Annotated in this window: 16 protein-coding genes; 6 read left to right on the top strand and 10 right to left on the bottom strand. The window is 74.2% G+C overall.

Translation table 11 applies throughout. The features are described 5' to 3' along the window. Window positions 1-181 precede the first annotated feature (181 nt). Both AC0680_RS22465 and AC0680_RS22460 read left to right on the top strand, forming a co-directional pair. A complete protein-coding gene (locus AC0680_RS22465; RefSeq protein ID WP_478631482.1) occupies window positions 182-1,528 on the top strand; it encodes a hypothetical protein in 1,347 nt (448 codons plus the stop codon). Window positions 1,529-1,799: 271 nt separating this feature from the next. Beyond that, window positions 1,800-2,573: a PE-PGRS family protein gene (locus tag AC0680_RS22460; RefSeq protein ID WP_478631479.1), complete on the top strand. Its 774-nt coding sequence runs from the start codon at window positions 1,800-1,802 to the stop codon at window positions 2,571-2,573. Window positions 2,574-2,783: 210 nt separating this feature from the next. On the opposite strand, the gene AC0680_RS22455 is transcribed toward AC0680_RS22460, so the two are convergent. Continuing rightward, a complete protein-coding gene (locus AC0680_RS22455; protein ID WP_478631476.1) occupies window positions 2,784-3,068 on the bottom strand; it encodes a zf-HC2 domain-containing protein in 285 nt (94 codons plus the stop codon). Window positions 3,069-3,117: 49 nt separating this feature from the next. On the opposite strand from AC0680_RS22455, the gene AC0680_RS22450 reads away from it, so the two are divergent. Continuing rightward, a complete protein-coding gene (locus AC0680_RS22450; RefSeq protein ID WP_384439182.1) occupies window positions 3,118-3,711 on the top strand; it encodes a sigma-70 family RNA polymerase sigma factor in 594 nt (197 codons plus the stop codon). Between the two features lie 69 nt (window positions 3,712-3,780). Here AC0680_RS22450 and AC0680_RS22445 read toward each other — a convergent pair whose 3' ends face one another. The 3 genes from AC0680_RS22445 to AC0680_RS22435 all read right to left on the bottom strand — a co-directional run bounded on the left by AC0680_RS22445 (window position 3,781) and on the right by AC0680_RS22435 (window position 6,955). Continuing rightward, window positions 3,781-4,251: a copper chaperone PCu(A)C gene (locus tag AC0680_RS22445; protein ID WP_478631473.1), complete on the bottom strand. Its 471-nt coding sequence runs from the start codon at window positions 4,249-4,251 to the stop codon at window positions 3,781-3,783. Further along, the gene (locus AC0680_RS22440) at window positions 4,248-6,563 is read right to left on the bottom strand and encodes a heavy metal translocating P-type ATPase (protein WP_478631676.1); all 2,316 of its coding nucleotides are present in this window, start codon (window positions 6,561-6,563) and stop codon (window positions 4,248-4,250) included. Before AC0680_RS22440 ends, AC0680_RS22445 begins: the two co-directional genes overlap by 4 nt. A gap of 110 nt (window positions 6,564-6,673) precedes the next feature. After that, complete coding sequence (locus AC0680_RS22435) at window positions 6,674-6,955, bottom strand: hypothetical protein (RefSeq protein ID WP_478631470.1); 282 nt, start codon at window positions 6,953-6,955, stop codon at window positions 6,674-6,676. Between the two features lie 280 nt (window positions 6,956-7,235). Here AC0680_RS22435 and AC0680_RS22430 point away from each other — a divergent pair, with 280 nt between their 5' ends. Continuing rightward, window positions 7,236-8,501 (top strand): cytochrome P450 family protein, encoded by a 1,266-nt coding sequence (locus AC0680_RS22430; RefSeq protein ID WP_478631468.1) that lies wholly within the window; start codon window positions 7,236-7,238, stop codon window positions 8,499-8,501. After that, on the top strand, window positions 8,495-9,448 hold the full coding sequence (locus tag AC0680_RS22425; RefSeq protein ID WP_478631466.1) for an L-tyrosine/L-tryptophan isonitrile synthase family protein: 954 nt from the start codon (window positions 8,495-8,497) through the stop codon (window positions 9,446-9,448). Before AC0680_RS22430 ends, AC0680_RS22425 begins: the two co-directional genes overlap by 7 nt. A 51-nt stretch (window positions 9,449-9,499) precedes the next feature. Here the strand turns inward: AC0680_RS22425 and AC0680_RS22420 are convergent, their stop codons facing one another. The 5 genes from AC0680_RS22420 to AC0680_RS22400 form a co-directional block, all read right to left on the bottom strand. Further along, window positions 9,500-10,288, bottom strand: a complete 789-nt coding sequence (locus AC0680_RS22420; protein ID WP_478631464.1) for an ABC transporter ATP-binding protein — start codon at window positions 10,286-10,288, stop codon at window positions 9,500-9,502. Continuing rightward, window positions 10,285-11,370, bottom strand: coding sequence for a FecCD family ABC transporter permease (locus AC0680_RS22415; RefSeq protein ID WP_478631461.1), 1,086 nt, complete (start codon window positions 11,368-11,370; stop codon window positions 10,285-10,287). Before AC0680_RS22415 ends, AC0680_RS22420 begins: the two co-directional genes overlap by 4 nt. Further along, window positions 11,370-12,434 (bottom strand): ABC transporter substrate-binding protein, encoded by a 1,065-nt coding sequence (locus tag AC0680_RS22410; protein WP_478631459.1) that lies wholly within the window; start codon window positions 12,432-12,434, stop codon window positions 11,370-11,372. The genes AC0680_RS22415 and AC0680_RS22410 overlap by 1 nt, the downstream gene beginning before the upstream one ends. A gap of 244 nt (window positions 12,435-12,678) precedes the next feature. After that, window positions 12,679-13,095, bottom strand: a complete 417-nt coding sequence (locus tag AC0680_RS22405) for a VOC family protein (RefSeq protein ID WP_478631456.1) — start codon at window positions 13,093-13,095, stop codon at window positions 12,679-12,681. 5 nt (window positions 13,096-13,100) lie between these two features. Then, on the bottom strand, window positions 13,101-13,535 hold the full coding sequence (locus tag AC0680_RS22400) for a helix-turn-helix transcriptional regulator (protein ID WP_478631455.1): 435 nt from the start codon (window positions 13,533-13,535) through the stop codon (window positions 13,101-13,103). Window positions 13,536-13,767: 232 nt separating this feature from the next. Between AC0680_RS22400 and AC0680_RS22395 the strand changes: the two genes are divergently transcribed. After that, window positions 13,768-16,149, top strand: a complete 2,382-nt coding sequence (locus tag AC0680_RS22395; RefSeq protein WP_478631452.1) for an ATP-binding cassette domain-containing protein — start codon at window positions 13,768-13,770, stop codon at window positions 16,147-16,149. Window positions 16,150-16,239: 90 nt separating this feature from the next. On the opposite strand, the gene AC0680_RS22390 is transcribed toward AC0680_RS22395, so the two are convergent. Continuing rightward, entirely contained in the window at window positions 16,240-16,698 is a 459-nt protein-coding gene (locus AC0680_RS22390; RefSeq protein WP_478631449.1) for a cyclic nucleotide-binding domain-containing protein, read from the bottom strand. Window positions 16,699-16,750: the final 52 nt, after the last annotated feature.

Below are 16,750 nucleotides of genomic sequence, written 5' to 3'. Positions count from 1 at the left end.
GTGTCCGGAAATCCGCCTTCCGGAACCTGGGGCATAGCCGACGTCCGCCCCTTAACGGAACCATGAATCCGGTCGGGCGGGAACGCCCGGCATGCGGTGGGTCCGTGAACGTGTTGAAAGTCCCCGCACCACGTCGCGGTGCGTCGTATCCGGAGGGAAGACGGATCATGGAAGACGGATCATGAAGGGCCGGCGCCCGAATCGCCTGCTGGCCGCGCTGCTGGCCGAAGCCGACTGGTCCGCCGGGGACCTCGCCCGCGCCGTCAACCTCCTGGGCACGGCACACGGACTGAACCTGCGCTACGACCGGACCTCCGTGGCCCACTGGCTCCACGGATCGCGCCCCCGTCCACCGGTCGACGAGCTCGTGGGGCAGGCGCTGAGCCGCCGTGTCGGCCGGCGTCTGACGCCCGCCGACACCGGGTTCGACGCGCCGGACGCGGGCGGCGACACGGTGGCGGCCGTGCTGCGCAGCGACGATCCGGTGCGGCGGTTGGCCGCGCTGTGCCGGGCGGACGCCGATCCCACCCGCCGGGCGCCGCTGGCCCGCTCGGTCATCTCCGCCCCGCCCCCCGTGCTCCGCAGCTGGGACAAGAGCCCCCCACCGGTCGTGCGACCCACCGGGGTTGGGCGGCAGGCGACCTCGGCGGACGCGGCGCGGCTGACGACCATGGCGTCCTACAGCGCGCTGATGGGGGAGAAGTACGGCGGCGCCCACGGCAGGCCCGCACTGGCGCTGTACCTCGCCGACGACGTGGTGCCGCTGCTCACCGCACCCGCCGATCCGGCGGTCCGCAGCTCCCTGCTCACCGGGGCGGCCCATCTGACGCTGCTGCTCGCCTCGATGACGTCCGATGTGGGGCACACCGCCCTCGCGCTGCACTACTACGACGTCGCCCTCTCACTCGCCCACGCGGCCGAGGACCGCGGCTCCTACGCGATCACTCTGCGCTGTCTGAGTGTGCAGGCGCACCGGCTGGGCGACCACCGCCAGGCCGTCGAGCTCGGCGAGGCGGCACTCGGCGTCGCGGGCTCGGCCGTCCCCCACGCGACCCGGGCCTTCCTGCACGCCGGGCGCGCCGTCGTGCGCGCCGGCGCCGGCGGGCACCGCCCGGCGGCCGCGGATCTCGGGGCGGCGGAACGTCAGCTCGCCCTGGCCACGGGACCGGAGGGCCCCTTCACCAGCTATCCGGAGTCCGCCCTGCGCTACCAGCGGGCCGAGGTGCTCGCGCGGCTGGGGGACCACGACGGCGCGGCGGCCGAGCTGGCACGCTCGCTGGCCGGCCGGCCGGCCGATCACCACAAGGCCCGTACGCTGCTGCACGCCCAGCTCGCGCAGGTCCTGTTGGCCACGCGCGAGGTGGAGGCGGCCGTCGAGCACTGCTTCCACGCTCTCCAGCACCACCAGCAGCTCGCCAAGGGGTCCGTGCACGGCACGCTCCCCCGGCTGGTCCAGCGGCTCGCCCCCTATCAGAGGCATCCCCGCGTCAGGGCCTTCCGCGAGCGTCTGCGCGCGATGCCGCGGTGACACCGCCATGGACCTCTCCCCCCGTTGGAGACAGTCGCACGGTCTTCGGCTCCAGTGCCGCGCCGTCGCGCTCCAGGTCAGAAACAGGCTCTGATCGGGCAAGCATCAGCATCGCCACGTCAAAAGGGTCTGTCACAGCTCTATAGGTGCGTTCGAGCGCCGACTTCTAACCTCCGCGCACCCACCTCGCCACCGGCTTCACCCGTACGCACGCCGCCTCCGGTGCCCCTGGTGATCGACGCCGGAGGTGGGGTGCGACGATGGGCCTGTCATGGATGCGGGGCAGGTTCTCAGGGGGCTACGGGCCGCGGTGTTCGCCGCGGTGTGTGTGCTGCTCGCTGCGCTGGGACACGCGGTGATGTCGGATGCCGCGGTGCCCGCGTGGATGCTGCTCGCGGCCGGCGTGGGAACGGCGGCCGGTGCCTGGTGCTTCGCGGGCCGGGAACGCGGCCCGCTGCTGGTCGGGTTGCTGACCGTCGGCACCCAGGCGGCGCTGCACGGCGCCTTCTCGTTCGGCCAGGCGGTGGCCCGCTCCGGCGGTGGCGGCGAGCCGCTGTCGCTCGCGCGGCGGTGGGCGGACTCCTGGATGTGCGGCGCGCAGGGCATGCGGCTCTCCGACGGCGCCACCGCACAGATGACACAGCTGATGCAGCGGCAGATGGCGTCCGTGCACGGGATGCACGGAGCCTCCGGGATGCCGGGGATGTCCCCGGCGGAGCATGCGGGCCGGCTGCAGCATCTGGATCCGTCCGGTCAGATGACGGGGATGCACGGCGGCGCCACCGGCATGCTGGCCGCCCACCTGCTGGTCGCGCTGCTCAGCGCGTGGTGGCTGTGGGGTGGCGAGCGGGCGGCGTTCCGGCTCGTGCGGAGCGTGTCGTCCTGGCTGTTCGCCCCGCTGGTGCTCGTCCTGCGCGGGGTGCTGCCCGATGCGCCGCCCGCCGTGCGCGCCGCCCGGCAGGAGCCGCGGCGAGCGGTGCAGAAGCTGCTGCTGGCCCATGCGATGTCGCTGCGGGGTCCGCCGTATGAGCCGGCTGTCGGCTGACAGCACGGTCGAATTCCCGAGCCGAGGGGCGGACGGGTGCTGCGCGCCGAGCGCGGACGCCCGGGTCCCGGCTCCGTTTTCACCGGTCGCCGCCCACGTGCGGTGACCGGATCATGCGAAGGACTCCAGATGATGAATCCTGTCCGGATGCCGACGGCATCCGACGCCGGCACACCGGTTCGGGGGCGCGGGCGCCCGCGCCCCGTCCGTTCAGCCGGCCCGTCCGCCGTCCGTGCCCACCGAGCCGGGGGGCGCCGGCCCCGCGGCCACCGACCGCAGGCCGGCGAGCAGCGCGTCGACGGCCGCCGGGTCGTCCTCAAAGGGGGCCGTGGCGCGGTCGAGACGCGCCGTCAGGGCCCGCGCCCGGGCTTCCCACTGCCGGCAGTCCCGGCAGTCGGCGAGGTGGGCGGCGAGCCCGCCGGGCGTGACGCCGGGTGGCGGTTGCTCCCCGTCGAGGCGGGCGGAGAGGGCCGTACGGATGCGCGAGCAGTGCATGTGTCCATCCTCCCCGAAGCACCGCGGTGCGGCGAGGGGCGGTCGCGATATGCGGGATGACGAGGCGGTGACCGGCTGGGCGCTGGCCGCCCGCACCGGTGACGAGCGGGCCGTCGAGCAGTTCGTGCGGGCCACCCAGCTCGATGTGCGGCGCTATGTGACGCATCTCAGCGGCGATCCGCAGGCGACCGACGACCTGGTGCAGGACACCTACGTACGGGCGTTGCGCAGCCTGCCGCGGTTCGAGGGCCGGTCCTCGGCACGTACCTGGCTGCTGACCATCGCCCGGCGGGTGGTGGCGGACCGGATCCGGTCCCATGCGGTCCGGCCGCGGCTGGCCGCGACCGACGACTGGCAGTCGGCGGCGGAGCGGGTGCAGCCGCGCGGGGTGCCGGGCTTCGACGAGGGCGTCGCGCTGTCCGAGCTGCTCGCGGCCCTGGCGCCGCAGCGGCGGGAGGCGTTCGTCCTCACCCAGTTGCTGGGGCTGCCGTACGCGGCGGCCGCCGGCGTGATGGGCACTCCCGTGGGGACCGTACGGTCCCGGGTGGCGCGCGCCCGCGAGACGCTGGTGGCGCTGCTGGCGGAGGCGGAGCGACCGGAACCGGCCGAGCGGCCGCGCGCGCTCGCGGGCGCCGTGGCCTGACGGTCCGCGCCCGGCAGGCGAAGGGGGCTCATGGACGCGCGCCGGTGCGCGTCCATGAGCCCCCTGTCGTCACTGGCCGGGACGCACCGCCCGGGCCCGTACGGTCCGCGGCGGGCTGTCGCGGAAGTGGAGCGTGAAGGTGAGCCGGTCGCCGGGTGCGAGCGCCGGCGGCGGGCTGATCATGACGTCCAGGTCCGTCGGTGTCATCCGCAGGGTGCCGCCGGCCGGGACGGTGGCGGCCCGGACCATCGCCATGCTCCGGGCGTTGTGGCCGATGTCGACGGTGCGGCTGAGCATCGCCCGGTGGCCGGCGGGCCCGGTGACGCCCGTCAGGACGTCGTCCGCGCCGCCGGTGTTGCGGATGGTGAAGAACGCGGCGGTGGCCTCGGAGCCGGCGGGGACCAGCACCCGGCCCTCGGCGACGCTCAGCCGCGCGGGCGTCCCCGCGTTGCCGGTCGCGGTCCACACGGTGAGCGTGCCGAGGGTCGCCAGGCAGGTGAGCAGCGGTACGGCGACGGCCGCTGCGGGCAGCCGGTTCATGCGATTCCTCCAGGTGCCGGGGTACGGGCTCGTTCGGCCTGGCGGGCGGGCCTGCGGGCGCCGCCGCCCGGCTGCCAGGCGCGCAGCCGCAGGCTGTTGCCCACGACCAGCAGGGAGCTGACGGACATCGCGGCGGCCGCCAGCATCGGGTTGAGCAGGCCGACCGCGGCGAGCGGCACGGTGAGGAGGTTGTAGCCGAAGGCCCAGACGAGGTTGGCGCGGATCGTCGCCAGGGTGCGGCGCGCGAGGCGTACCGCGTCGGCGATGGCCTGGAGGTCCTCGCGGACGAGGGTGACATCGGCGGCACCGATCGCGGCGTCGGTGCCGCTGCCCATGGCGATGCCGAGGTCGGCGAGCGCAAGGGCCGCCGCGTCGTTGACGCCGTCGCCGACGACGGCGACCCGGCCGCCCTGCTCCTTCAGCGCCGTGACGAGGGCGGCCTTGTCCTCGGGGCGGGCCTCGGCGTGGATCTCGGTGACGGCGAGCCGGCCGGCCACCGCACGGGCGGTGGCGGCGCGGTCGCCGGTGGCCAGGACTGGCCGCAGGCCCAGGCGCCGCAGATGGTCCACGGCGCGGTAGCAGTCGGGGCGCAGCGTGTCGCCGACGGCGAGGACCGCCTCCGGAGTGCCGTCGACGGTCACCAGCACCGGGGTGTGTCCGGCGGTCTCGGCCGCCCGCACCGCGTCCGGGAGGGGCGCCGGCAGACCGGTGAGGTCGCCGGGGCGGGTGACCTCCACCCGGCGCCCGTCTGCCGTGCCGGATACGCCGTACCCGGGCGTGGCGCTGAAGTCGCCCACCGTGGGCGGGAGTTGATCGCCCTGCGGCCGGGCCGCGCGGGCGTGGGCGGTGATCGCGCGGCCCAGCGGGTGTTCGGAGCCCTGCTCCACGGCGGCGGCCAGGCGCAGCGTGGTGGCCGCGTCGAGGCCGCCGCCGCGCGCGGTGAGGTCGGTGACGCTCATCCGCCCGGTGGTGAGGGTGCCGGTCTTGTCGAGGACCACGGTGTCGATGCGCCGCAGCCGCTCCAGTGCCTGCGGGCCGCGGACCAGGATCCCGAGCTGGGCGCCGCGGCCGGTGGCGGCCAGCAGCGCGGTCGGGGTGGCCAGCCCCAGCGCGCACGGACAGGCCACGACGAGGACGGCGACCGCGGCCGTGATCGCGGCCTGCGGCTCGGCGCCGGCGCCGAGCCAGAAGCCCAGGACGCTGACCGACACGGTCAGTACGGCGGGGACGAAGACGGCCGCCACCGCGTCGGCGAGCCGCTGGATGTGGGTCTTGCCGCTCTGGGCGTCCTCGACGAGCCGGGTGATCCGGGCGAGCTGGGTGTCGGCGCCCACCGCGTCGGCCCGTACCTCCAGCAGGCCGCCGGAGTTGACCGCGCCGCCGACGACCGCCGAGCCCGCGCCGACCTCGACCGGGCGGCTCTCGCCGGTGATCAGGGACAGGTCCAGGGCGGAGCTGCCCTCGACGACGGTGCCGTCGGTGGCGACCCGCTCGCCGGGGCGCACCAGGAAGCGGTCACCGGCCCGCAGGCGGTCCGCGGGAATGCTCCGCCACGCCCCGTTCCCCTCCGGCGGGGGGAGCCCCGGCTCGCCGCCGGGCGCCCGTACGGTGACGTCCTTGACGGCGAGTTCGGCCAGCGCCCGCAGCGCGGAGCCGGTGCCGCGCCGGGCCCTGGCCTCCATCCGGCGCCCGGCCAGCACGAACAGCGGTACGCCGACGGCGGCTTCCAGATAGAGGTGCGCGCTGCCGTCGCCCGCTGTGGGCAGCAGGCGCAGCGGCATCGTCATACCGGGCGCGCCAGCCCCGCCGAGGAACAGCGCATAGCCGGACCAGGCGAAGGTCGCGACGACGCCGAGGGAGACCAGGGTGTCCATGGTGGCGGCGCCGTGCCGCAGGCCCCGCAGCGCCCGCGCGTGGAAGGGCGCTGCGCCCCATACGGCGACGGGTGCGGCGAGCACGAAGCACAGCCACTGCCAGTTGCGGAACTGCCAGCCGGGCACCATCGACAGCGCCAGGACGGGCAGCGAGAGCAGGGCGGTCAGCAGCAGCCGGTGGCGCTCGACCCGGGCGGCCTGGTCGTCCGGGCGCCCGGGCGACGGCGGCCGGTCCTCGCCGCCCGGCTCCGGGGCGACGGGCTCGGGGAGCCGTGCGGTGAAACCGGCCGCCTCGACCGTGGAGATCAGTTCGCTGACGGGGACCGTCGCGGGGTGGCTGACCGTCGCCCGCCCGGTGGCCAGGTTCACCGAGGCCGCGACACCGTCCAGCCGGCCGAGCTTCTTCTCGACCCGCCCCACACAGGCGGCGCAGGTCATCCCGCCGATGGTGAGGGTGGTGGTGTGGTCGGGCAGCGGGTCGCCGGTAGGAGCCCCGGCCGGCGCCCGGTCGCCGACCGATCGGGGTGCGGGCCGCGCCGGCCGCGCACTCATCGTGCCGCTCCCACCGTCACCGGGCGGGGTGCCCCGGCGCCCATGTCGTGCATCCGGCCCATGTCCCCGTCGTCGGCGGGCGCGGTACCGGGCGCCCGGGTGCCGCCTGCCGGGTGCAGGCCCGGTGCCACCGGGCCGGCGAGGGTACCGGCGGCGTACGACAGCGCGAAGAGCAGCACCAGCAGGGCGATGAATCCGATGACCGGTCGTGCGGGCAGCAGCCGTCCGACGGCCGGAGGGAGTGCGGGCCGACTGCGGTCGGCCGGAGAGGTGGACATCGCGTCATGGTCGCAGCCGCGAACGGTGCGAAGCGGGCGTTCGGGGGTCCGTCGGCGCGTGAGGTTCGTCCCGTTCGCCGGCCGGAACCCGAGGGTGCGGCGGACCGACTAACTGGGTTTGTCCGGCGCGCCACTTGACCGCCCGTACGTCGCCGTCCGTCCGCGCGGCCGCCGAATTCCCCGCGGCCGGCGGGAACTCGGCGCGCCCCGCGGCCGACCTTTCCCACGCCGTGCCGTGCGGGTGCGGTTGTCGCAGACCAGCGCCGTTGAGGAGGACGCCTTGTCCACGTTGCCCGATCCCGTCCCGCTGTACGGAGCGGAGTACACCCGCGATCCCTATCCCCTGTACTCCGAGCTGCGGGCGCGCGGCCCGGTCCACCGGGTGCGCTTCCCCAGCGGGGTGTGCGCCTGGCTTGTCACCGGGTACGAGGCCGCGCACCAGGCGCTGACCGACCCCCGGCTGGGCAAGCACCACTCGCGCGGCAACGCGGCCTGGCGGGCGCGCGCCTCGATCATGCCCGAGCCCCAGCACTCCCAGTTGCAGGTGCATCTGCTCCACCAGGACCCGCCCCGGCACACCGCGCTGCGCCGGCTGATCACCGACGCCTTCGCCCCGCAGCGCGTGGCGGCGCTCGAACCCCGCTTCCGGGCGATGGCCGACGCGCTGCTCGACCGGCTCCCGGAGCGCGGCGAGGCCGATCTCGTCGAGGCCTTCGCCGCGCACTTCCCCTTCCAGGTGCTCGCCCATGTGATCGGCCTGCCCGGGGAGTTCGCGGACCGCTTCGACCGAGACTGGGGGAAGGTGGTCCAGCCCGTGGGGCCCGGGGACCCGGGCCGTCCCGCCTACGAGGCGCGGCTGCGCGGGCTGCAGCAGTACATCGCCGATCTGGTGGTCCACAAGCGCCGTGAGCCCGGCGAGGACCTGCTCTCCCGGCTGGTGGCCGCCCGCGACGCCGGTGGGATCGGCCCGGAGGAGCTGGACTCGATGATCTTCCAGCTGCTGGTGGCGGGCCAGGAGCCGGTCACCAACCAGATCACCACGGCCCTGGTCGCCCTGCTGCGCCACCCCGAGCACCTCGCCGAGCTGGCCGGCCGCCCGGAGCTGCCGCCCAGCGCCGTCGAGGAACTCCTGCGCTACGACAGCGCCTTCGAGCTGACGACCTGGCGGTTCTTCGCCGAGGACGCCGATCTGCACGGCACCCCGATCCCGGCGGGCGACTCGGTGATCGTGTCGTTGTGCGCGGCCAACCGCGACCCCGAACGGTTCGCCGACGCGGACGCCCTCGACCTCGACCGCTCCCCCAACCCGCACCTCGCCTTCGGCCACGGCATCCACTTCTGCCCCGGTGCCGCGCTCGCCCGGCTGGAACTCCGGATCGCCCTCGGCGCGCTGCTCCGGCGACTGCCGGACCTCCGGACGGCCGTCGCGGATGCCGAACTGCGGTGGATACCCGCGGTGCTGGCGCGCGGGGTCGACCGGCTGCCGGTCGCCTACGGCGCGGCCGGCGGCTGCCCGGTGTCCGGCGGGGCGGTCACCGCGTGCTGACCAGCCCCACCCGACCGCACACCGCCGCGCCGGCCGACCGGCAGGCCGTCTGCGCGGCGGTGCTCACCACGCTGCTGCCGTACCGCCGCACGCTGGACGCCACCCACCACGACTCCCCCGACGGCTTCCCCGCCCAGCTGCGCCAGCTGGCCGCTCCGGTGGCGGCGGGCGAGCCGATCCTGTTCACCCTGCCGGGCTTTCCCTGCAAGTCGCCCAACCCCGCCAAGGTCCTGGGCCACCTCCCGGACGAGGGCGAACGGCTGGCGCTGCGCTTCCTGGACGCGCTGTGCGCGCGTATCGAGGCCGTGTATCCGCCCGGTGCGCGGGTGGTCATCTGCTCGGACGGACATGTCTTCAGCGATCTCATCGGGGTGCCGGACCGCGACATCGACGCCTACAGCGACGCGCTGCGCGCCCTGATCCGCGCGGAGGGCCTGACCCGGCTGGACGTCTTCGACCTGCGCCAGGTGTACGGGGAGGGGCCGACGCACGACGACAAGCGCCTGCTGGTCGAGGAGCGCCACGCCCCCTCTCTGGCGGAACTGCGGTCGCTGACCCGCAGCGACGAGCCGGCCCGGCGGCTGTACCAGGGCATCACCCGGTTCCTGTTCGAGGACACCGCCCAGTTCCCCGGTACCCGCTCGGCGCTGCAGCGCGACTGCCGCCGGCGTGCCTACGGCGTGATGCGGCGCAGCCGCGCCTGGGGCGAGCTGGTCGCCGTGCACCACCCGGAGGCGTTCCGGCTCTCGATCCATCCGCAGCCGCGGAGCTCGGCCAAGTTCGGGATACGGCTGCTCGAAGCGCCCGATGTGTGGCTGACGCCGTGGCACTCCTGTGTGCTCGAACACGCCGACGGGCGCCGCGAGTTGATGCACCGGACGGATGCCGAGCGGCGCGGCCGGCTGGTGCTGCGCGAGGGGCGGCCGAGCCACTACGTGGCGGGGTGAGCGCGCGGGGCCCCAGAACCCCGCACCCGCGCCGAGCCCGCCCGGTGCGCCTCACCCGTCGCCGGCGGGCAGCGGCTCGCGGTGGTCGAAGGCGATCAACGGGTCGCCGGTGAGCGGGTGTTCGGCCACCGCGGCGCGCACCCCGAACACCTCGGCGAGCAGGGGCGGGGTCAGCACCTCGCGGGGCGTGCCGGAGGCCACCACCCGCCCGGCGTGCAGCACATGCAGCCGGTCGCACAGGGACGCCGCGGCGTTCAGGTCGTGCAGTGAGATCAGCGTCGTGCGGCGCTGTGCGCGCAGCAGCGCGAGCAGTTCGACCTGGTGCCGGACGTCGAGGTGGTTGGTGGGCTCGTCCAGCACCAGTACGTCCGGATCCTGCGCGAACGCCCGTGCCAGCAGCGCGCGTTGGCGCTCCCCGCCGGACAGTGCGGAGAACCGGCGGGCGCCCTGCCCGGCCAGGCCCACGGCGGCCAGGGCGGCCGCGACGGTCTCCCGGTCGGTGTGGTCCTCACCCGCGAACGCCCGCTTGTAGGGCGTCCGGCCCATCGCCACCACTTCGCGCACGGTCAGCTCGAAGTCGCTGCCGCGCTCCTGCGGCAGCGCGGCGACCTGCCGCGCGGTCTGCGCGGGTGTCAGCGCGCCGAGGTCGGCCCCGGCCAGCAGTACCCGCCCCGCGGTGGGCCGCAGATGGCGGTAGACGGTCCGCAGCACGGTGGACTTCCCGCTGCCGTTGGGCCCGACCAGCCCGGCGATCTCCCCGGCCGCGGCCAGCAGACGCACCCCGGCGACCACATCGCGGCCCGCGTAGCCGACGTGCAGATCCTCGATCTCGACGTTCACCGGCCCACCGCCATCCGCCGGTCCAGGATGAACAGCAGCGCGGGCGCGCCGATCATCGCCGTCACCACGCCCACCGGCAGCTCCTGGCTGTCCATGGCCGTACGGCACACGACGTCCACCACCACCAGCAGCAGGGCCCCGGTGAGCGCGGACAGCGGCAGCAGCCGGCGGTGGTCGCCGCCGATGACCATCCGGCACAGATGCGGCACCATCAGCCCCACGAAGGCGATCGCCCCGGAGACCGCGACCAGGACGCCGGTCAACAGGCTGGTCACCACGAACAGTTCGCGGCGCAACCGGGTGACGTCCACGCCCACCCCGGCCGCGGTCTCATCGCCCATGACGAGCGCGTTCATGGGGCGGGCCCGCGCCTGGAGCGCGAGCAGCCCGGCGGCGACCGCCAGCACCGGCGGCCACAGCACGCTCCAGGTGGCCCCGCTCAAGCTCCCCATCAGCCAGAACAGCACGCTGCGGGTCTGCTGCTCGTCGCCGGCCTGCAGCACCAGATAGCTGGTGAACCCGGACAGGAACTGTCCGATCCCCACCCCGGCCAGCACCAGCCGCAGCGGTGAGAACCCTCCCCCGCGCCGCGCCATCCACCACACCAGCGCGAACGCGCCCAGCGCGCCGGCGAAGGCGGCCGCCGACAGTCCCAGGCCCAGCACCCCGCCGGCGCTCGCCCCCAGCACGATCGCGGCGACCGCGCCGAGCGAGGCGCCGTTGGAGATGCCCAGCAGATACGGGTCCGCCAGCGGATTGCGCACCAGCGCCTGGGTCGCCGTCCCCACCAGGCCCAGTCCCGCGCCCACCAGGGCCGCCAACAGGGCGCGGGGGACGCGCAGTTGCCACACGATCAGGTCGTCGGTGCCCGGCCGGGGCGCGGCGCCGCCCAGCCGGCGCAGCACCACCGACCAGACGTGTGCGGGCGCGATGTCGGTGGAGCCGAGCGAGACCGCGGCGGTCAGCGCCACCGCCAGCGCCAGGCCCAGCGCCAGGGCGAGCAGCCCGGCGCGCGGGGTGCGCCGCCCGGGCGGCCCGGGCGGCTGCCGCTGTCCGCGCGGGGCGTCGAGCACGGATGCCACTACCGCTCCGCCTTGAACCGTGCCGCGTGGACGGTGTGCGCGATCGCCTCGACGGTGTCCGCGTTGCCGACGCCGGCGATCGTCGTACGCTCCGAGCCGATCCGCAGCAGGTGCCCGTTGCGCACGGCGGCGAGCCCCTTGGTGGCGGGGAAGCTCTTCAAGAAGGCCTCGGCCTGGTCGAACGCCTTCTTGGTGGCCGCCGCGTCGCCGCGGTCGCGGATCCCGAGCTGGATCCAGTCCGGGTTCTTGGCGACCACGTCCTCCCAGGAGACCGGCTTGAAGTCACCGTCGCAGCCGTCGAAGACGTTGCGCGCCCCGGCCTGGCCGATGACCGCGTTGGCGACCTGGTTGCGGCAGACCGCCATCGGCTGCTTGGTGCCGGCGTCGAAGTCGAAGAAGAAGTACGTCGGCCGCTTGCCGGGCGCGAGGTCGCCCACCGCCTTTCGCACCGCGGCGACCTTGGACCGCATGCCGGCCACCAGTTCGTCCGCCCGCCGGGACGTGCCGGTCACCGCGCCCAGCCGCTTGATGTCCCCCTCCACTCCCGACAGGTCCCGCTGCGGCTTCCCGGCCGTCGGGGCGCAGGCGGTGGAGGCGAGGTGGATGTGCTTGATGCCCGCTGCCTCGAACTCCTCGGCGCTCGGCGCGTCGCCCGCCCCGCCCATGTTGTTCATCGACGCGAACGTGTCGACGTAGAGGTCGGCGCCCGACCCGAGCAGCTTCTCCTTGGGAATGATGTGCCGGCCCAGCACCGGCACCTTCCGGGCCTGCGCCCCGAGTTCGCCGGGCAGGGCGCCCTTGCCGGGCGGGAAGCCGGTCCCGATGACCCGGTCGCCCGCGCCGAGTCGCAGCAGGATCTCCAGGGCGGCGGCGTTACTGGTGACGATCTTGCGCGGTGCGGATGCGAAGGTGGTGGTCGCGCCCTTGCAGTCGGCGATCCGCACCGGAAAACCCGGGCCGCCGCTTCCGGACGCCTGCTCGCCGGTGTCCGCGCCTTCGCCGCCGCACGCGGTGGCGACCAGCGCGACGACCACCGCCAGACCGCACAGCTTCCCACGACGCATGGTGTGTTTCTCCCCTACCCGTCACCAGCCGGTCCCCCGGCCGTCTCACCGGCCGCAGGTGCCGGCCGGCGGGTCGCAGGCACGACCCGGCACAGGTAGTCGGCCCGGGCCGGGGGACGGTTCCCCGGCCGCGGCGCCCTTTTGGCCGGCGCCTCCGGCCGGGGCCTTCCCGACCCGACCCGTCGGACGCGCCCCAGGGTCCGTCCGAGGGGTCATGGCCGGTCCGGCCCGCCCCGCCGAGGGCTCACTTGCGCAGCGGCTGGGTGAAGCGCAGGAGGTTGCCGGCGGGGTCTCGGAAGGCGCAGTCGCGGACGCCGTAGGGCTGGTCCATCGGCTCCTGCAGTACCTCACCGCCCGCGGCGCTGATGCGTTCGAAGGTGGCGTCGCAGTCCCGCGTCGCGAAGATGACGCCGCGCAGCAGGCCCTTGGCCATCAGCTCCGCCATGGCCTGCTTGTCGGCCGGTGAGGCGTTCGGGTCGGCGAGCGGCGGTTCCAGCACGATGTTCACGTCCGGCTGCGCGGGCGCCCCGACGGTCACCCAGCGCATCCCCTCGAACCCGACGTCGTTGCGTACCTCAAGGCCGAGCACATCGCGGTAGAAGGAGATCGCCTTGTCATGGTCGTCGACGGCGATGAAGCACTGGGAAAGGGTGATGTCCATGCCGCTCACGCTACGGGCCCGGCGGCGGGGCCCGCTTCTCCGTTCCTGACCGGTCTGGTGTGGATCTTGGCGATGCAGGCCGGGATGGCGGCGCCATGATCATGACTGCGGGCCCGGTAGGCGCTCGGGCTCTCGCCGACCAGCTGGGTGAAGCGCGAGCTGAACGACCCCAGCGACGTACAGCCGACCGCGAAGCAGACCTCGGTCACGCTCAGGTCGCCGCGCCGCAGCAGCGCCTTGGCCCGCTCGATGCGGCGGGTCATCAGGTAGCTGTACGGCGTCTCGCCGAAGGCGGCGCGGAAGCTACGGGAGAAGTGGCCCGCCGACATCAGGGCGCCGCGCGCCAGCGCCGGGACGTCGAGCGGCTCGGCGTAGTCGCGGTCCATCCGGTCACGGGCCCGCCGCAGCCGGACGAGGTCGTCGAGGTCCTGCCGTTTCATCCGCCGATTTTCCCACAGCGCCCGAGGCCGGTGGTCAGGAGCGTGGACGGCGCGCTGAAGCTGTCGTCGTCCGTCACGGGCGGGTGCGGGGAGCGATCGGGGCCGTACCGGTCAGGAATCGAGAAGCGCCGGTGACCGGGCCGGATCTAGCCTGACCGTCATGGCCGTGCGCGTCGCGTGGCCGGGTCGCAGTGGATCCACAGACCGCCCACGACAGAAGGAGACGACGAGCATGGCCAAGAGGACGGACCCGCGGTCGCCCGCACCGCACGTCGCCGACAGCCACGAGATGATCCGGGTGCACGGTGCCCGCGAGAACAACCTCAAGGACGTCAGCATCGAGATCCCCAAGCGCCGGCTGACGGTGTTCACGGGTGTCTCCGGCTCGGGCAAGAGCTCGCTGGTCTTCGACACGATCGCCGCCGAGTCGCAGCGGCTGATCAACGAGACCTACAGCGCCTTCGTGCAGGGCTTCATGCCGACCACGGCGCGGCCCGAGGTGGACGTACTCGACGGGCTGACGACCGCGATCTCCGTCGACCAGCAGCGGATGGGCGGCGACCCCCGCTCGACGGTCGGCACCGCCACCGACGCCAACGCGATGCTGCGCATCCTCTTCAGCCGGCTCGGCAAGCCGCACATCGGCCCGCCCAGCGCGTACTCCTTCAACACCGCCTCGGTCCGGGCGAGCGGTGCGATCACCGTCGAGCGCGGCGCCAAGAAGGCGGTGAAGGCGACCTACCAGCGCACCGGCGGGATGTGCACGGGCTGCGAGGGCCGGGGCTCGGTCACCGACATCGATCTGGCGCAGCTGTACGACGACGGCAAGTCGCTCAACGAGGGCGCGTTCACGATCCCCGGCTACACCGGGGGCGGCTGGAACTCCCGGCTCTACATCGAGTCGGGCTTCTTCGACCCGGACAAGCCGATCCGCAAGTTCACCAAGAAGGAGCTGCACGACCTCCTGCACCGCGAGCCGACCAGGATGAAGATCGCGGGCATCAACATGACGTACGAGGGGCTGATCCCCCGGGTCCAGAAGTCGATGCTGTCCAAGGACAGGGAGGCGATGCAGCCGCACGTCCGGGAGTTCGTCGACCGGGCGGTCACCTTCACCACCTGCCCCGACTGCGACGGCACCCGGCTCAGCGAGGGGGCCCGGTCGTCGAAGATCAAGCGCGTCAGCATCGCGGACGCCTGCGCGATGGAGATCAGGGACCTGGCCGAATGGGTCCGCGGCCTCAAGGAGCCCTCGGTGGCACCGCTGCTCACCGCGCTCCAGCAGACCCTCGACTCGTTCGTGGAGATCGGGCTCGGCTATCTCGCGCTCGACCGGCCCGCGGGCACGCTGTCGGGCGGCGAGGCGCAGCGCGTCAAGATGATCCGCCACCTCGGCTCCTCGCTGACCGACGTCACCTATGTCTTCGACGAGCCCACCTCGGGTCTGCACCCCCATGACATCCAGCGGATGAACGACCTGCTGCTGCGGCTGCGGGACAAGGGCAACACGGTGCTCGTGGTGGAGCACAAGCCCGAGGTGATCGCGATCGCCGACCACGTCGTCGACCTCGGCCCCGGCGCCGGCGCCGCGGGCGGCACCGTCTGCTTCGAGGGCACCGTCGAGCAGCTGCGGGCCGGCGACACCGTCACCGGCCGCCACTTCGACGACCGGGCCGCGCTCAAGGAGACGGTGCGCAAGCCCACCGGCGCCCTGCGGATCCGCGGGGCGACGGCGAACAACCTGCGCGACGTCGACGTCGACATCCCGCTCGGGGTGCTCGCCGTCGTCACCGGCGTCGCCGGATCCGGCAAGAGCTCGCTCATGCACGGGTCGATCCCGGCCGACGGCGGTGTGGTGTCGGTCGACCAGGCCCCGATCCGCGGCTCGCGGCGCAGCAACCCGGCGACGTACACCGGACTCCTCGACCCGATCCGCAAGGCGTTCGCGAAGGCCAACGGCGTGAAGCCGGCACTGTTCAGCGCCAACTCCGAGGGTGCCTGCCCCACCTGCAACGGCGCCGGGGTCGTCTACACCGACCTGGCGATGATGGCCGGCGTCGCCAGCCCCTGCGAGGACTGCGAGGGCAAGCGTTTCCAGGCTTCGGTGCTCGACTACCACCTGGGGGGCCGCGACATCAGCGAGGTGCTGGCGATGTCGGTGACGGAGGCCGAGGAGTTCTTCGGCGACGGCGCGGCGCACACGCCGGCCGCCCACCGGATCCTGCGCCGGCTGGCCGATGTCGGGCTCGGCTACCTCACCATCGGCCAGCCGCTGACCACGCTGTCCGGTGGCGAGCGGCAACGGCTCAAGCTGGCCACCCACATGGCCGAGAAGGGCGGCGTCTACGTCCTCGACGAACCGACCGCCGGGCTGCACCTCGCCGATGTCGAGCAGCTCCTCGGGCTGCTCGACGGGCTCGTCGACGCCGGCAAGTCGGTCGTCGTCATCGAGCACCACCAGGCGGTCATGGCGCACGCCGACTGGATCATCGACCTCGGACCCGGCGCCGGCCACGACGGCGGCACGATCGTCTTCGAGGGCACACCGGCCGATCTCGTCGCCGCCCGCTCCACCCTCACCGGCGAGCACCTCGCGGCCTACGTCGGCGCCTGACCGCGGCCCGCGCGGCACCCGTGGGACGGGTTCCGCCGTCCGGTACGCGAGCGGCGGTCCCCGGTCACGCCCCGGTGGCCGCCGCCCGGCTCACGGGCCCGGTCCACTGCCCTGGGGGCCGTAGAGGTCGAGCAGCCGGGTGCGGGTGCCGTGCAGCCGGTCGGCGACCGTCTGGGCGACGTAGCGGTACATCTCCCGGCCGAGGATCGCATCGGACTCGCACAGGGCGCGGACCACGCTCGCGTCGAACTCCACCGCCTCCACCGGGCCGACGGTCTGCGCACCCAGGTGCCACAGGTAGGGCGGGAACAGCCAGGACCAGCCGAGCAGTTCGTCGCGGCCGAGGGTTTCGACGACCGCCGCCCGGCGTCCGGGGACGCGCTGGTCGAGCACGACCTGTCCACTGCGGATGATCCAGAACCGGTCCGCCCGGTGGCCCTCCTCGAACACCCGGGTGGCGCGCGGCAGCGACACCTCCCGTGCGACGTCGGTCAGCCGCCGGCGTCGGTCCGGTGGCAGCGCCTCGAACAGGCTGCGCGCTGTGGCCATCTCATCCTCCGTCCGCTGCACTGCACGATATGCGGTGTTCTGCGGGGAATCG

Source organism: Streptomyces sp. NPDC043738 (assembly GCF_056436545.1).
Note: the sequence above shows the minus strand (reverse complement) of the source record. Positions and strands in the feature narration are given on the sequence as shown.

Bases quoted from the DNA above. Each gene is read 5' to 3' on its own strand.
- AC0680_RS22465 (WP_478631482.1), top strand. From the start codon at position 182: ATGAAGGGCCGGCGCCCGAATCGCCTGCTGGCCGCGCTGCTGGCCGAA.
- AC0680_RS22460 (WP_478631479.1), top strand. From the start codon at position 1,800: ATGGATGCGGGGCAGGTTCTCAGGGGGCTACGGGCCGCGGTGTTCGCC.
- AC0680_RS22455 (WP_478631476.1), bottom strand. From the start codon at position 3,068: ATGCACTGCTCGCGCATCCGTACGGCCCTCTCCGCCCGCCTCGACGGG.
- AC0680_RS22450 (WP_384439182.1), top strand. From the start codon at position 3,118: ATGCGGGATGACGAGGCGGTGACCGGCTGGGCGCTGGCCGCCCGCACC.
- AC0680_RS22445 (WP_478631473.1), bottom strand. From the start codon at position 4,251: ATGAACCGGCTGCCCGCAGCGGCCGTCGCCGTACCGCTGCTCACCTGC.
- AC0680_RS22440 (WP_478631676.1), bottom strand. From the start codon at position 6,563: ATGACCTGCGCCGCCTGTGTGGGGCGGGTCGAGAAGAAGCTCGGCCGG.
- AC0680_RS22435 (WP_478631470.1), bottom strand. From the start codon at position 6,955: ATGTCCACCTCTCCGGCCGACCGCAGTCGGCCCGCACTCCCTCCGGCC.
- AC0680_RS22410 (WP_478631459.1), bottom strand. From the start codon at position 12,434: ATGCGTCGTGGGAAGCTGTGCGGTCTGGCGGTGGTCGTCGCGCTGGTC.
- AC0680_RS22405 (WP_478631456.1), bottom strand. From the start codon at position 13,095: ATGGACATCACCCTTTCCCAGTGCTTCATCGCCGTCGACGACCATGAC.
- AC0680_RS22400 (WP_478631455.1), bottom strand. From the start codon at position 13,535: ATGAAACGGCAGGACCTCGACGACCTCGTCCGGCTGCGGCGGGCCCGT.
- AC0680_RS22395 (WP_478631452.1), top strand. From the start codon at position 13,768: ATGGCCAAGAGGACGGACCCGCGGTCGCCCGCACCGCACGTCGCCGAC.
- AC0680_RS22390 (WP_478631449.1), bottom strand. From the start codon at position 16,698: ATGGCCACAGCGCGCAGCCTGTTCGAGGCGCTGCCACCGGACCGACGC.